General features: G+C 68.0%; 11 protein-coding genes and 2 pseudogenes. 5 read left to right on the top strand and 8 right to left on the bottom strand.

Annotation, left to right across the window (positions count from 1 at the left end):
- Positions 1 to 205: 205 nt before the first annotated feature.
- Positions 206 to 475, bottom strand: a complete 270-nt coding sequence (locus ACVCAH_RS13230) for a hypothetical protein (protein ID WP_447136402.1) — start codon at positions 473 to 475, stop codon at positions 206 to 208.
- 744 nt (positions 476 to 1219) lie between these two features.
- Between ACVCAH_RS13230 and ACVCAH_RS13235 the strand changes: the two genes are divergently transcribed.
- Together ACVCAH_RS13235 and ACVCAH_RS13240 are read left to right on the top strand one after the other, a co-directional pair.
- On the top strand, positions 1220 to 2347 hold the full coding sequence (locus tag ACVCAH_RS13235) for an FAD-dependent oxidoreductase (protein ID WP_447136403.1): 1128 nt from the start codon (positions 1220 to 1222) through the stop codon (positions 2345 to 2347).
- A 2-nt stretch (positions 2348 to 2349) separates the two neighbouring features.
- Positions 2350 to 3978 (top strand): thiamine pyrophosphate-binding protein, encoded by a 1629-nt coding sequence (locus tag ACVCAH_RS13240; protein WP_447136404.1) that lies wholly within the window; start codon positions 2350 to 2352, stop codon positions 3976 to 3978.
- Between the two features lie 107 nt (positions 3979 to 4085).
- On the opposite strand, the pseudogene ACVCAH_RS13245 reads toward ACVCAH_RS13240, so the two are convergent.
- Positions 4086 to 4809, bottom strand: a pseudogene (locus ACVCAH_RS13245) (IS6 family transposase).
- A gap of 167 nt (positions 4810 to 4976) precedes the next feature.
- Positions 4977 to 5066, bottom strand: a pseudogene (locus tag ACVCAH_RS13250) (transposase); the annotation flags it as partial.
- 327 nt (positions 5067 to 5393) lie between these two features.
- Here ACVCAH_RS13250 and ACVCAH_RS13255 point away from each other — a divergent pair.
- Positions 5394 to 6494, top strand: coding sequence for a trypsin-like serine peptidase (locus ACVCAH_RS13255; protein ID WP_447136405.1), 1101 nt, complete (start codon positions 5394 to 5396; stop codon positions 6492 to 6494).
- Positions 6495 to 6763: 269 nt separating this feature from the next.
- Here ACVCAH_RS13255 and ACVCAH_RS13260 read toward each other — a convergent pair whose 3' ends face one another.
- From ACVCAH_RS13260 to ACVCAH_RS13270, 3 genes are all read right to left on the bottom strand, one after another.
- Positions 6764 to 7222, bottom strand: coding sequence for a transposase (locus ACVCAH_RS13260; RefSeq protein WP_447136406.1), 459 nt, complete (start codon positions 7220 to 7222; stop codon positions 6764 to 6766).
- Positions 7222 to 7794 carry an IS110 family transposase gene (locus ACVCAH_RS13265; protein ID WP_447136407.1) on the bottom strand — a complete coding sequence of 191 codons (573 nt, stop codon included), beginning with the start codon at positions 7792 to 7794 and terminating at the stop codon, positions 7222 to 7224. Before ACVCAH_RS13265 ends, ACVCAH_RS13260 begins: the two co-directional genes overlap by 1 nt.
- A gap of 566 nt (positions 7795 to 8360) precedes the next feature.
- Positions 8361 to 11504 (bottom strand): NACHT domain-containing protein, encoded by a 3144-nt coding sequence (locus ACVCAH_RS13270; RefSeq protein ID WP_447136408.1) that lies wholly within the window; start codon positions 11502 to 11504, stop codon positions 8361 to 8363.
- Between the two features lie 148 nt (positions 11505 to 11652).
- On the opposite strand from ACVCAH_RS13270, the gene ACVCAH_RS13275 reads away from it, so the two are divergent.
- A complete protein-coding gene (locus tag ACVCAH_RS13275; RefSeq protein WP_447136409.1) occupies positions 11653 to 11931 on the top strand; it encodes a hypothetical protein in 279 nt (92 codons plus the stop codon).
- Positions 11916 to 12149 carry a hypothetical protein gene (locus tag ACVCAH_RS13280; protein WP_447136410.1) on the top strand — a complete coding sequence of 78 codons (234 nt, stop codon included), beginning with the start codon at positions 11916 to 11918 and terminating at the stop codon, positions 12147 to 12149. The genes ACVCAH_RS13275 and ACVCAH_RS13280 overlap by 16 nt, the downstream gene beginning before the upstream one ends.
- A gap of 1004 nt (positions 12150 to 13153) precedes the next feature.
- On the opposite strand, the gene ACVCAH_RS13285 is transcribed toward ACVCAH_RS13280, so the two are convergent.
- Both ACVCAH_RS13285 and ACVCAH_RS13290 read right to left on the bottom strand, forming a co-directional pair.
- Entirely contained in the window at positions 13154 to 13462 is a 309-nt protein-coding gene (locus tag ACVCAH_RS13285) for a hypothetical protein (protein ID WP_447136411.1), read from the bottom strand.
- 44 nt (positions 13463 to 13506) lie between these two features.
- On the bottom strand, positions 13507 to 14457 hold the full coding sequence (locus tag ACVCAH_RS13290; protein ID WP_447136412.1) for a hypothetical protein: 951 nt from the start codon (positions 14455 to 14457) through the stop codon (positions 13507 to 13509).
- Positions 14458 to 14687 lie beyond the last annotated feature (230 nt).

The raw sequence follows: 14687 nt of genomic DNA on the forward strand, positions 1-14687 counted from the left end.
ATCCCCGCCCCCGGCTGACACCGATCAGCCCCGACCCAACGACCGGAGGACCCCAGGAGACCCACGCTCACCCGGCGCGACAGCCGGCCCACCACCACATCCACCCACGACCAGCATCGACTCACAACGATGAAATCAGACGGGTCGTACCAACACGTCAACCCCGCGAATGATCGAGGCTAAAGTGCTTCAAGATCCTGCGCGATTACCGGCGCGCAGCCAGCACATTGACCGCCGCCGCTTCCGGTGTTGCCAACCTGCACAACATCGCCCTCGCGGGTTGACGGCCAGCCCGGCGCCGGGCAACGCCTTCACCGAGTTGCGAGACGTCCCTTAGGGAAGAGGCCATCGCCATCCCGTGTCGTATGTGACCAGGCGACCAGCCGGCCCGTGAGAGGTTCGATGGACACTGCGCGGTCTCGTTTTCGTTGATCGGCAGCCGCACGTGCCCCGGCGGGTCGACCAGCATCTCCATGCTGGCCTCACCTCGAGGGTTTTCCTCGCCTGAGAAGTCGGCGGCGCTGCGACAGCGCACATAATCCGCAATTCTGAACCGCTATTACGCTTCGCCGTCGCTCTCAGACGCTGACGGCACTGTCCGGTCTGCTTTGTTCATGGGAAGTTGCTGCCGCCCGGTAGACGTTGGGTACACACCGGCCTGTCCGGCAGGGTGGGGGCGTGTGCGTATATGCCAGCGACGGCGAGCCATCCGGCGCTGCCGAATCAGCCTGGTTACTTCCGTCAGGCGGGGCTATCCGCTCTGAGCTGCCCCCGCTTTCGCGGAGGCTTCTGATCATGGTCTGAAGGCCATGGAGAGAAGTCATCTGTGGCAGCGCCGAAGAAGGACCCGGACGATCTGCCTGCCGGCGCAGTGCGCCTGTACCGGGAGTCGAACGAACCCGGTGATCCGCAGGCTGGCGGAGCAGCTGGGCGTGCATCACGAGGCGCTACGGAACTGGGGGCGAATGATCCGCTGCAACCGCTGCCCCTTGGGTTGCCGCTCGGCCGTCCACCACGAGCGTACGGTGTCGGCTCCATCCTTGTTCTCCAAGCCACCGAAGACACCGCTACTCGCGATGAATATGGCTCACTTATGTGAGTCTGGACGCCGAACCACGCGGCAAGAGGCAGACTCTTATCCCGGAGAGCTCGTGAAGCGAGTTACGTAGGTTGCTGCACGAGCAACTCAAGCGTGTTGCGCGATCGATGCGGAGGCCAAATGTCGACAGTCCCCAATCTGCCGACACCAACCTTCACCTTCGACGCAGATGCGTCGGGTGCATGCATCGCCGGGGTGCGGCCCTACCGCTCCGGCTCCTATCGGCTTGACGCCGAGACGGCGTCCGGCAAGCTGATCGTGCACAACTACGGCCACGGTGGTGCGGGCATCACGCTGAGTTGGGGCTGCGCCGCCAAAGTAAAAGAGATCGTGCAGCGCCGTATCGCCGCCTCGCACGACACGGAAGTCGCGGTACTCGGCGCCGGCGTCATGGGCTTGACTGCCGCGACGCTGCTGCTCGACCTGGGCCTTGGAGTCACGATCTATGCGGACCGCATGCCGCTCGAGACGACGTCATCCAAGGCCGGCGGCCAATGGGCCCTGTCCATCGTGGCATACGCCGGTAAGGAGCAGGAGCTCAAGGACATTCTCAACACCTCGTACACGACCTTCAGGAGCAGCATCGACAACGGCTTCGGCGTCGCCGAACGGCCCAACTACAGCCCCATCCCCGCGGAGAACCTCGAGGTAGTGATGCGGCTCGTGCCTGGACTGCTGCCACGCCGGGAATTTCTGGAGCGGCTGCCGTTCGAGCACCACACCCAAGCCGGATACAGATATCAGACACTGCTGATCGAACCGCCGATCTTTCTGCGACGGCTAGAACGCGATCTCAGGCAGCGCGGCGTCACATTCATGCAGCGGAAGTTCGCGAGTAGGTCGGAGGTGGTCACATCGTTGGCGCAGACCATCGTCGTGAACTGCACCGGGCTCGGAGCGCAGACGTTGTGGCACGACGCAAGGGTTGTCCCGATCACAGGACAGCTCGCCATGCTGCCGCCGCAGCCGAATTTGCAGTACCTCTACAGCAAGAACGGGTACATGTTCCCACGCAGCGACCACGTCGTCATCGGCGGCACCTACCAAGAGCACCTCAACAACGAGACACCGGACAAGGCGTTGTGCAAAGTGCTCGTCCACTACCTCGCCGCCCAGTTCGGCAAGGCGACACCGATCCCGATCCCGGACCACCACGTCCACCACCCGCGCAACGCGCGGATGGTCGACCCGACCACGCCGGCCATGCTGTTCCCGATTGACTCGCCCGAACGCCGGGCCCGGAGGTGAGCGTGACCATAGCCTTCACCGTCGCCGACTACATCCTGACTCGGCTGAGCGAGCAGCACGTCGACACCCTCTTCGGCGTACCCGGAGCGTATTGCGCGGCGCTCTTCGACGCGGCCGCCGCCCGCGGCGTGCGGCCGGTCGTCACGACCAGCGATCTCGAAGCTGGCTACGCCGCCGACGGCTACGCGCGCACGAAGGGGCTCGGCGCGGTCTCGGTCGCCAACGGGGTCGGCACGTTGAGCATGATCAATGCGATCGCCGGCGCGTACGTCGAGCGCAGTCCAGTCGTCGTCATCAACGGCAGCCCGACCGCCCGGCACCTCGACAACCTCAAGAACTTCGACGTCCTCTTCTCGCACTCCATTGGCCAGCCCGACACGGACCTGAACGCCTACCGGCTCGTCACTGGGAGCGCGACGCGGGCCGGCAATACGACTCAGGTGCCAGCGGCGGTCGACACCGCGCTCGCGACCGCGATCCGGAAGAAGCGGCCGAGCTACGTCGAGATCAGCATGGACCTATGGACCCAGCCCTGCCCAATGCCGGCCGGACCGCTCTCGCTCACCAACCCCGTGGCCGGCACCGAGCAGCAGCTCGCGGCTACGATCGTCCAGCTGATCCGCGCCGCAACCAAACCGCTGGTGCTGGTCGGCACCGAAATCCAGCGTTACGGGCTCGCTAACCAGGTCGCCGACCTGATTGCGAAGCTTGGCGTGCGCTGGTCGACCGCGCTGCTCGCCAAGTCGACGCTGCCCGAACAGGGAAACGGCTGGATCGGCGTCTACAACCCGCCGCAACTGACCCCGTCCGTTAAGCAGGCGGTCGAGCAGGCGGACCTGCTGGTGATGCTCGGGGCGGTACTCCCGAACGGCTACGCGCCGCTGGTCACCAATCGCATCACCCAAATCGTCTCCGTGTATGACGGCACGGTGCGGATCAAGGGTGGACCGAAGCAGGACGCGGAACTCCGCGCCCTAGTGGCGGCGCTCGTCTCCGAGGCTGCGACGGCGCCGCCCAAACCCGTACCCCCGGGGGTGGTGCCAGCCGCGCCCCCGCCCGCCACCGGCGCCTTGACCTACCGCCAGGTGTTCGACCGGGTCGGCGCCGCGCTGGACGACTCCTGGCTCGTCGTTTCCGACACGTTGCTCGGGGTGTACTCGGCTGCGAATCTCCCGGTGAAGGGCCGCGATGGGTTCCTGTGCGGCGCCGTGTGGGCATCGATCGGGCATTCGGTCGCCGCCGCCGTCGGCGCCTCCTTCGCCTCTAACCGGCGGCCGCTCGTCATCTGCGGCGACGGCGGCTTCCACATGACCGCGCAGGCGCTCTCCACGATGGCGCGCCACCGTCGCAACCCGGTCGTCCTCGTAATCGGCAACGGCATTTACGCCTTCGAGCAGTTCATCGTCGACAAGGCATATTTTGGCAATCCTGCGGCACTGCCGAAGCCCTATGTCGTCCTCAACCGATGGGATTTCGTCAAATTCGCGGACGCGCTCGGCGTCCACTCCGCCCAGTCGGTCAACACCGCAGCCGGGTTGGATTCGGCGCTGGCTAACGCCAAGGCGTCCCCCGCCCCGGCGCTCATCCATGCACAGGTGAGCCCACACGATCTGCCGGCTGAGCTTCCTTGACCTGCGGGGCGCCTGTCGGGTTCTCTCCCTGAAGCCTCGCGGCAGCGTCGGTGGTGCTGTTGCATTGTGGATCGGCGGACGTGGTGAGCCCGTCACGGGATCCGAGGTCAGATCGCCTGGGCGAGTTCGGTGAACGCTGCGGCGACCCGTGTAGCCGGCGGGGCGTCGACGGCGAGTTCGTAGCGTCCGCTGCGGAGGTTCTGCATGAATCCGTCTCCGGCGATGATCACCTGTGCCGTCGTGTCCGTCCGTAGCCCGCACATCGGCCTCAACCGATGTTTGAGCTGGCTGTGATCAGCCCTCGATCGGATCGTTGACGTACTGCTCGACGTGGTGCCACGCGGACGGGATCAGCTCATCCAGGGCGCCGGGGTAGACCGCGGCGGCGTCGGTGACGACCTCCCTGGGTGTCATCTTCGCCGTCGACAGCGCCCGCCGTCGGAAGTACCGCCGGGCCGCATCGGCATCGCGGCGGGCCGAGATCAGCACATCGATGAACTGCCCGTGCTGGTCCATCGCGCGGTAGACGTATCGCCGCACGCCGTTGACCTTGACGTAGGTCTCGTCAACGAACCACCGGTCACCGGGCGAGTGGCGGGCGAACCGGGCCGCGTCGGCCAGCAGCAGTGTCCACGGTTGAACCCACCGGAACACGGTGACGTGGTCGACCTCGGCAGCGCGTTCAGCCAGGAGTTCCTCCACGTCTCGGTAGGAGAGGTTGTAGCGCAGGTACCAGCGGACCGCGACGACGATCACCTCGGACGGGAAACGGATCCCGGTGAACGCCGACTTCGGCGGCGACCAGGGACGACGAGGCCTGGACCGCTTCACCGGTTAAGCCTCGATCATGCCAACGCTCAATGCAACGGTGCCCCCCGGGCGAGCCGAGCAGACCACCGCCCGCCCCGCCAGCGTCCGAACATACGGCGCCGAGCGTTTCCGCACGCCCTCCAGCAAGCGTCAAGGGTGCCTCGTACCGGCTGCACGGGTTTGCAGGCCAGGCCCAACACCTCACGCTGGCCGTCAGCGTTGATGCCGACCGCGATCAGGGCGTGGACGTTGACTCTTAGGTGCTCGCGGACCTTCATCGTGTGAGGTCGGGCCGCAGCGCGGTGCCGGTCTTTCGACTGGTCCGCTTCTACGGCCCGCCTCCCAAACCGGACGTGCGGCTCTCACCGCATCCGGCTCTCCGCAAGTCCCGGTGGGGTCGGGCTGTCGCCGGCGCTGGAGTCGTTCCCCGGCTCGGCGGCCGGGTTGTCGGCGGCCACAATCACCTGGCTGAGCAAGCAGTGGCCCAATATTGCCAATTTCTCTACGCGCGCTGCTCGTATCGCGAGAGAGTAGTTGGAGATCGTCGGCCAGTTGCTCCCGTGGCCGCATGACCACGCCGACCGGCTAGGGCTTGAAGGAGAGCTATGCCAAACGATCGACCCGACCCGCTGGATCGAATCATCGCGCAGTCGCGCCCGCAACGGGGCGACGCGCCCGCGGAGCTCAATGACCGGCGCAACTATCTCGTCTTCGATCGTCTGCCGTCCGCCGGCGCGCTCGATGACCCTGCCACCGTATTCACCACAGGCCGGGACGCGCGCGTGGCCGTCAGCGATCCCGACACCGTGCTTGGTATCGTCGTAGGGGCTGTGGAGCCGGTGACCTCGGAGGCCATCGAGTCCGAACTCGCCGACATGCGGGAGGCCGACGACAGCGTGGGGCGCGACGCTTCGTCGTATATCCCGGACTGGACCGCCATGTCCGCCACGCCGACCCTGGCCCCCCACGTGGAGCGCCCCCGCCTGGTGCGCCGCAACGGGACGCGGGTGCGCCCGGAATGCGTGATCGATGTCGACAACCGGTCGGCGTACTACCCCAACTCCTGGCCGTTCTCCCTCGTCGGCCGGATCTTCGTCTGGAAGGACGCGACCCTCCCGAACTATTCCTCGCGGGCCACGGCCTCTCTCCTTGGTGCTCGCACGATCCTGACCGCCAGTCACGTAGTGCCGTGGGGTTCGTCGAACTGGAAGGCGCTGTTCGTGCCGGCCTACTACGACGGCGCCTCGATCCTCGGCGCGTCGACGGCCTCATGGGTGACCTCGGCCCAGGGATACAGCAGTCACTCGCAAGGTGACGACATGGCGGTCATGCGTCTAGACACTCCACTCGGCACCAACCTCGGCTTTTTCGGCTTCCGGACATACACCAGCGACTGGGAGGACCAGAGCGTCTGGACGCTGCCGGGCTACCCACGGGACAAGGGCGGCGAGCGGCCGTGGCTGCACCTGAACTTCCCGATCATCGACGATGATAACGACGGTGCCGGCGTCGAGCTGGAGTACCGGGCCGACACCGAGGATGGCATGAGCGGTGCGCCGGTGTTCGCGTGGTTCAACGGATCACCCGATGTCGTCGGCACCCACTCCGGATGCGAGGACAACTTCGGTGAGCCGAGGCAGAACGTTGCCGCCGGCGGCAACGCTCTGACGAACCTGCTGCACTGGGCGCGCAGCAATTGGCCGTAGGGTCTGCCGATCGCGAGCCGCGGATGCTGGCCGCCCCGTTGGAGGCGGAGGTCGACGGCCTACCTGGCCGAGCTACTGGTGAGCGGGATCAGCGGGCCCTGTGAGGCTCGTAAGGCGGGGTTCAGGACGAGTGAGGTGTCCCGGCGGTGGGCAGGCCCGTGGAGGGCTGCCGGTCATCCCTTCGCCTGCGGTAGGGCGGGCATGATGGGGTGCGCGGTGCTCCGGTCGGCGGGGTCAATCAGAGGGGGCGACCACGCCGGGGGTGGGGGTCATGACCTGCACGACCTCGCGCCGACCAGATTTTGGGCGGCTCCTGCCGCCGTCGGGGTGCGCAGCGCGTAGTAGACGTATTCCAGTTGCCGGCGGGCGGCTGCTACGACGCCGATGTTGCGGCCGCGGCGGGCGGCGATGCGGTCACGGACCTGTCCGACCGTGGTGGTCTTGGGCAGCAGCTGCACCGACTCGACCGCGGCCCAGCGCACCAGTCGGGAACCCTGCTTGGTGATCCGGCCGCGGTGCACGTGCGTGTCCGACTCATGATGCTTTGGGGTGAGCCCGGCCCAGCTGGTCAGCTGGGTGGCGGTGGTGAACCGCGTGACGTCGCCGATCTCCGCGACGAATACCGCACCGAGGATCGGCCCGATGCCCGGGATGGCCTGCACCGCCCGGTAGCCCGGATCGCGGGCCAGTCGGGCGAACACGTCGATCTCGAAGTCCAGCAGCTCCATCAGCCGGCGCAGGGAGGCGATACGGGCCGCGTACGGCGCGGGCAGCTGCAGCCTGCCCAGCAGATCTGTGCCGGCCACGCGAACAGGTCGCTCATCAGTACCTGGATGCCGCACTTGGCCAGCACGGCATGGATCTGCGCCTTGGCGTGGCTGCGCAGTGTGACGAGCTTGGCCCGATGCCGGACCAGCTCGCGCAGCTCGCGGGTGGCAGGCGGAGCTATCCATGCCTCGGGCAGCCGACCCATGCGCAGCAGGTCGGCCAGGTCGATGGCGTCACGCACGTCGTTCTTCACCCGCCGGTAGGCAAACGCCTTGACGCCCAACGGGTGCGCCAGGTGCACCCGGGCGCCGGCGGCCTGTAGCGCGTCGACCGCCCAGTACCAGCCGTAGGTGGCCTCCAGCACCACCTCCGGCACCTCGCCAGCCCGCGCGATGACCTCGGTCAACCGATCCGGGTCGTTGACAATCCGCACACTCTCCAACAGCTCTCCGTCCGTCGTGGTCCGCACGATCACCGAACGGCACCGGTGCAGATCGATACCCACGAACTGCTGTCCTCCGTACGCTTCCATCAGGGGCCTCCTTCGTCGTGAGACGTGAGCACCTCCAGCGTCCGCCGGAGAGTCACGAGGTGCGGAGGCCTCGCTCCTTCATCGCATCAGGGCGCATGCCGTTGGGCGCCGTTCGGTGCCCAACGGCAGGCAGTTCAACGCCCGTTCAGCGCACCCAAGTGCTCCCAACCAGCTCCACTGATTGAACCCGCCTCACATGGACCCAGACGGTCATGCGAAACATCTGAGGATGGCGCCACCGGCGATCCAGCATGCGGCAAAGATGCCGATGCCCTTCAGTACATCCAGAACGAGCAGGGCTGGTGTACACCTCGTCGTCACTGAGGGATCCGAACGGCGCGCACAGAAGCATTCCGATGACCGCCGGGCAGCCGATCGGCCGTGGACGTCGGGCCATCAAGTGTCGAGGCAACAGGAGAATGGGCAGCCCTACGAGCTGCCACTCGGTCAGTGATCTGGCGAGCCCGCTCGTTCAGCACGGTCATGGAGCGGGCGAGCGACGTGAAACGGCACGATGTCCATTCCGAGGCGACGGCTAGCCATCCGGCGCTGCCGAATCAGCCTGGTTACTTTCGCCAGGCGGGGGCCATCCGCTCGGACATCTCCCGCCAGAACGTCCGTAGGTCCTCCCGGTTGACCGCCTGCCAGTCCGCCCGCCCGGGCGAGCGGAACAGGTGCCCGATGAGGTCGATTTGGTGGGCGCAGAAGGCCTCGTCCATTTGGTACGGCAGCTCGTCTCCCTTGGGCGGCAGTGGGCATAGCCGGAACGGGCAGTCGTCGATGCAGGTGGAGCCGGGTTGGACGTCGTGGGCCTGGCGGCGGCTGAGGGTGACTCGCATGGCGCTGCGGTCGATGGTGAGGCATGGGGGCAGTTCGGCCCGGCTGGCTCGGCTGAGCCGCCGCGCCCGTTCGGCGTTGTCCTGTCCGCGGTCGGCGAGGTTGAGCAGCAGCATCACGTCGGCCAGCAGCCGTTGGGCGCGTGGTTCCAGGACGGCCCAGCCGTGTGACGGTGGGAGCCAGGAGTCCTGGAGCCGGCGGACGCCGGGTTGGGGGCTGCCCGCTCCGACGCGTCCGACGATCTCCCGTTCGTCCACCCAGCAGTGCCGTTCCGGGTGGCGGTCGGTGAGCGCTTCGGCGCACAGGTCGGCGACCTCGAGGACGAGCGGGTGTGCCGTGCCGCTGCCGGGCTGCGGGGCGCGGTGCCCGCCGCCGGCGATCGAGGTCCAGAAGGTGACCAGCCCGCGGGGGTCCGAGCCGTGACCCCGCTCGCGCAACGTCTCGCCGGGATCGCGGGGTAGGGCCAGCAGGGTGAGCGCTTGGAGGAGCACGAGGTGCGAGTACCAGAAATGGGAGTGCCGCAGCGCCTTCTCGGCTTCCTCGATCAGGATGCTGCGGTGCGCCGGGTAGGCGCGGCAGTTGGCCGCCAGCCGGAATCCCTGTGCGAGCGTGAGTTCGTAGACGCGGGCCCCCTCCGAGGCGTCGGTGGCCAGGCGGTGCACCCAGTGCCGCAGGGTCTCCCGGGCCACGCCCTGCCAGTCCGGTTCGCCGGGGGCGTGCTCGCCCTCGGTGAAGAGGAACAGCGACGGCGCGATCCAGGTCCGCAGCTCCTCCAGGCGCTCCCGGCCCGGGGTGTCGGCCGTCTGCGGCGGCTCGTCGAGCAGGTCGTGCAGCGCGCGGGCGGCGGCATTGCCGCCGCTGCCGATCTCGCGGGCCGCGGCCAGCCGGGGCAGGTACGACGTCTCGTCGGCGATCATCTGGAACAGTTGCCGGTACTGCGGCTCGGGCGGCTGCCCTCGGGGCCCGGTGGCCTCCGGCGACCGGTCCCTGAGCTGCCGGGCGGCGTCGCCGTACCGGTGCACGAGGGCGATCTTGGCGTCTTCGAGGGGGCGGTCGGTGACCGAGCCGTCCCCCTGGTAGTTGGGCCAGGCGTCGCGGATCGCGTCGGCCAGTTTTCGGTGGACCGTGTGCCCGCTGGCGGCGTCCATCTCCAGCGCGGCGGCGAACATCTCCAGGGCCCGGGTGCGGTTGCGTGTCCCGGTCGCCGCGGCACAGAGCCGCTGGACGAGGAAGATCGTCCGGTTCTGGGTGACCGTGGCGTCCTGGCCGCCCGTGCGGAGTCCCACGGTCTGCCGGACGGCGTCACCGAGGCGGTGCAGCTTTCCGCGTGCGGACGGCGGCATCCGCCGTCCGTCCAGCCGTTCGAACACCCCGCCGCTGCGGCTGTAGAGAGTGAGGGCCGATAGCAGCTCCCGTCCCGGGCCGTGGTTGCGGGTGAAGGCCCGCTCGAGGAAGGCGTCGTCGCGCAGGGCGGCGGCGAGGAAGCGCGAGCCGAGGTACGCCTGGATCACCCCGTGCTGGAAGCGCACCCCGTCCTGCCGCTTTACCACAATGTTGAGCGCGTCCCCGGTGGTCTCGGCGAGCCCGATGTCCTGCGGGTTGTCGGCGCTGAGCTTGTGCAACCGGGCCCGGAGTTCGGCCAGGATCCACTGGCGGCCGGCGTCCTGCGCGCCGTCGGCGCCGGTGAGCGCGGTGGTGCGCACCGACTGCTGGTTGTCACGCAACCCGATGCAGGCCAGCGCGGAGAGCACCTCGATCGCGTCGGACCGTTCGGTCGGCGGCATGCCGTAGTCCTCGTACAGGTCCCCGGCGACGGTGGCGTCACACCACTCCTCCAGCAGGCTCCAGCGCAGTGCGGATCTGCCCTGGCCCGCTGGCTCGACGCTGTCGAGGCGGTCGATCCCGTAGAGCTGGCCGATGACGCGCAGATAGAACGGTGAGTCGGCGACGTCGGCGTCCTTGACCAGCCCGGTGATGCGGTCCGATCGCTGTCCGGCGTCCGAGCGGCGGCTGCGGGTCTGCACGTACTCCAGGGCGGCGCCCTGGGCAAGCGGCTCCAGTTGCAGCAGCAGCGCCTCCAGCCCGCGCAGCGGATCGGCGGGGCGCGACGCGACCACCAGGGGGAGACGCTCGCGGACCGCGCCCCGGACGGCCTCCCGCAGCAAGCTGTCCCGGTCGGCGGGCTGCGCGGTGTCGGCGAGGACTTCCTCCAGGCCGTCGGCGAGCACGACGATGCGGTTCTCCAGGCAGAGCCGCCGCCACACCTTGTCGGCCTCCCCCGCGGCGTGCAGTTGGGTATCGATGGTGCGCTCGAACTGTGCCTGGGCGAGCTGGTGGAAATTCAGCTTCTCCGAATCCGTGACGGTGCGCAGGTCGATCCCGATGGGTACGACGTCGGTGGCCATCAGCATCTCCGCGAGGCGGACCAGCGTGGCCGTCTTGCCGGTGCCGATGCCGCCCACCAGCAGCAGCGGCCGGCGGTTGTCCTCGTCGCGGAGCCGTTGGATCATCAGTTCGCACAGTTCGTCCCGGCCGACGACGTGGACGCCGCTGATGTCGCGTTCGGCGGTGGGTATCACCATCCGGCGATTGCGCAGGGCGTTCCGCTCGTACCAGCGGCGGACCCGCAGATACCGCCACAAGAGGAAGACCGCGAGGCCCAGCGCCAGCACCAGCGGGCCCTTGACGAAGCCCTCCACCTGCCCGCAGTAGTACGACCTCGGCGGCTGTCCCGCGCACCACTGCGACATCGGAAGGAAGCCGGGCTCGGTGTTGAGAACCGTCAACACCAGCGAGTAGATGGTCCACGCCACGAGGATCGTGGCGGTGGCGATGATCGCCCACCGCAGCCCGCGGTGATGCCGCCAGTTCATCCGGTGGTCGGGCCGCTGATCCGTCCGCCGGCGGAGGCTCCGCTCGATCCGGCGTTCGCGTCGGGTACGCCACCTGCGCCGGCGCTGGCGTAGCCATAGCTCGGCTGCCCAGACCGGACCACGTCTCGGCCCGCGCATGGACACCCCCATGATCGACATGGTCGGCTACTCGGACAGTCACCTGGACGACCCAGTCAACAGATGCCCGCAGTTGACCGCTCTGGCCCGGCGGGTCCGCGAGTTCGCCGTCCTGCACACTGGCCGTCTCGGCCACGACCTCGATGCCTGGATGACCGCAGTCGAGACCGAACGCCTGTTCGCGCTGCACGCCCTTGCACGCAAGGACTTGCCGGCTGTCGTCGCCGGGCTGACCCTGCCCTATAGCAACGGCCCCATAGTAGGCGCCCGCACATGGTCAAGTTCCTGAAACGGCAGGTGTACGGCCGGGCCGGATTCGCCCTTCACCGGCAGCGGATTCTGGTCTCAAGGACGCGGGGGCGGTCGAAGGTCAGGTCCGCGGCGCTGGACGTGCGGATCGCGCAGGAGCTGATCGATCAGGCTCGGGCTCAGGGGGTGTCGCTGGTCGTCGTGGCAGATCATCGCGCGATCGGCGACGAGCCCTTGGACTCCCGGCGAACCGCTTAAGCTCTCCGACACCCGCTGGCACCGCGCCGAGCGCTGTCTACTTCCGCAACCAGCGCGGGCCTGCAACCCCGGTCACGATCTGCTGCCAGACTCCAGCTCGCTGCCACCGCCTGAACAGCGCGTACACCGTCTGCGATGACCCGTAACGCTGTCAAGTATGGTCCACCAAAAGAATCCGGACATTTGAACTCGCTGTGCGGGGCCAGGCGGTTGACCTGCTCTCATTTCGCTGACGTGGTCTCCACTTCGCACCGCCTGAGCTGTCTGTCCGGATTTCCGGATGCGAACCCGGACCAGCGTCGGCGTGGGTGGGGTCGCCGTGCGCCGCCCGCCCGGGTTATGGCTCAGGTCACGACGAGAAACGGAAAGGAGAACATCTACAAGGACGGGAAGAAGCTGCACATCGTGCAGGACGGTCAACTCGTGTCCGGTGGCGCATGACGGTGCGACGCGCTCGTGGTGGACGAATGCGGGAGCAATGTTGCGCGTCATTCGGTGTGAGCATGATGGCGTCACTGCTGGTGAGCGTGTAGCGCGATGAGGAAGCCCCGCGGCCGGCTGCTGGCGGGGCGTGGTGTTCATGTTGTCGTGGGGGGTGGTCTCCGGCTGGCCCGCGATGCATGTGCGGGCGTTCAGCATCGAGCCGGCGGGCGGTGACGAGGCCCGCATCCGGAGGACGCCCCCGGCCGGATGCGGCTGCTGCGCCTGGAACGCCTCGCCCCGGCGGTGCTGCTGTGCCTGTTCGACGGCATCCCGACCGTCGTCCACCTCGAGGAGCCGCGCCAGGCGTCCAGTTCGGCTTCGACGCCACCGGCGAGGACGACGACGTCCGGGCGACGCTGTAGCCACGGGACGTGGCCATGTTCGACAAGCTGCCCGGTGATTCGATCCCGGCGCGGGCTGACAACCGGGGCAAATCCGTGTTCAACAACCGGATCCGGGTGACCGCCGCCGCAGCGAGTTCAGCGACCGGCTGCTGTGCCCCGCTCGGCAATAGCCCGTCGTCACTCCGCGACGGTGACCCGAATCTGCTGCGTTTCCGGTGCCCGCCACGGGTCGCCGGTGACAACATCGATCACCGACCGGCCCGGGGCGGTGCTGCGGAACAGCACGACGTTGGGCGTCCCGGCGGGGGTGAGAACCTCACCGTTCGTGCCAACGGTGCTGTCCACGTAGCTGCCGAGCAGTTCGACGGAGGTGCCTTCGCGGACCCGGCCGCCGGTGGCGGCGAACCGGAGCACATCACCCATCGCGACGGTCAAGCTCCCCGGCTGGCCCGGCACACCGTGCCGTAGGTCGATGAATCGGCCCATGCCCGCTGCTCCTTACTCGGCACCCGCGGTGCCCCGCCGGTGGCTCACACGGGCACCGCGACGTCCTTGGCGGGCTCCCAATCGACCACCATCGCCGCCGCATGGACCTGCGGGGTCAAACTCAGTGGGGGATACACGGCGGTGGCCAACCCGATGTCCCACGAGCTGAGGTCCGCTCCGCCGCGGATCGGCAATCCGTCCACGGTGATGGCTGCCGGGATCGGATAGCACATTATCGAGTCCTGATCCGGGGGCGTAGCGAAGATCGAGGACTCCTCCAGCGGAGTGAGCACCTGCTGGTCGACCATCTCCGGCGGCCAGCCACAACAGTCCTGGAAGTACGCGTACGCCTTCTGCCGGTCGATCCGTTCCACCAGCTCCCGGCGCATGTGCTCATGGGGGAAGCCCATGGCATGCCCCGCCTCATGCCGGACCACCCGTCGAAACTCTGCCTCGGAGGTGCCCATGGAGAACCGCTCGAGGTTCATCGTCGGCTTGTCTGGCGGTATCAGCAGGTTGTCGGTGCCGAGGTACGACCAGTAGCCACCAGGTTCGCGCGAGATGCGTATCTCGCCGGTCCCACCGGTCTCCGCGAAAGAGAGCCCCGTTCCCCAGGCGTTCATGTGCGAAATGATCCTCGCCCGCACGTCCGCCGGAGTCGACTCCATGAAGCTTACCGACAGCACGCGCGGCGCGGCGCCCCAGTACTTCGTAACGAGCAGCGCCAGGCGCTGCGGTGGGCTGATCACCGCACCGTCGACCGGTTGTTCGCACAGCGGCGCGTTAACGGGGTTGATCCGGACGGCGACATGCGCGGCCTTGTCCCTCAGCCGCGGGGGCACCGGCATGATGCGGCAGCTCTGTCGAGGGGTGGCCGCATCCCCATCCGACGCCACGTGCGTGGCGCCGGGCATCCCCGACGCCGCGTTGGCGATACGTGCGATCTCGGCGAGTGCCATTCGGTCTCGAGTCATGCCGGCGGTCGTTCCGTTCACGGCGGTCCCCCTCCATACGCCGTGCACACGGCGGCTAAAAAGCGTGTACACCGCAAGGGTAGTAACTGCCCGACCGGCCGGACGTGATTTCGCCGGAGCCGGCAAAGGCAGGCAGCATCCCGGCGTACGCTCGAACTTCGCGCGGAGCTGCAACTGACCACGGGTCGTGATTGCGAGGCCGGGGCCGGGCGCTCTTCAGCACGTCTCGGCGCTGCGGTATGGACGGACCA

The organism is Micromonospora sp. LZ34 (assembly GCF_052981855.1).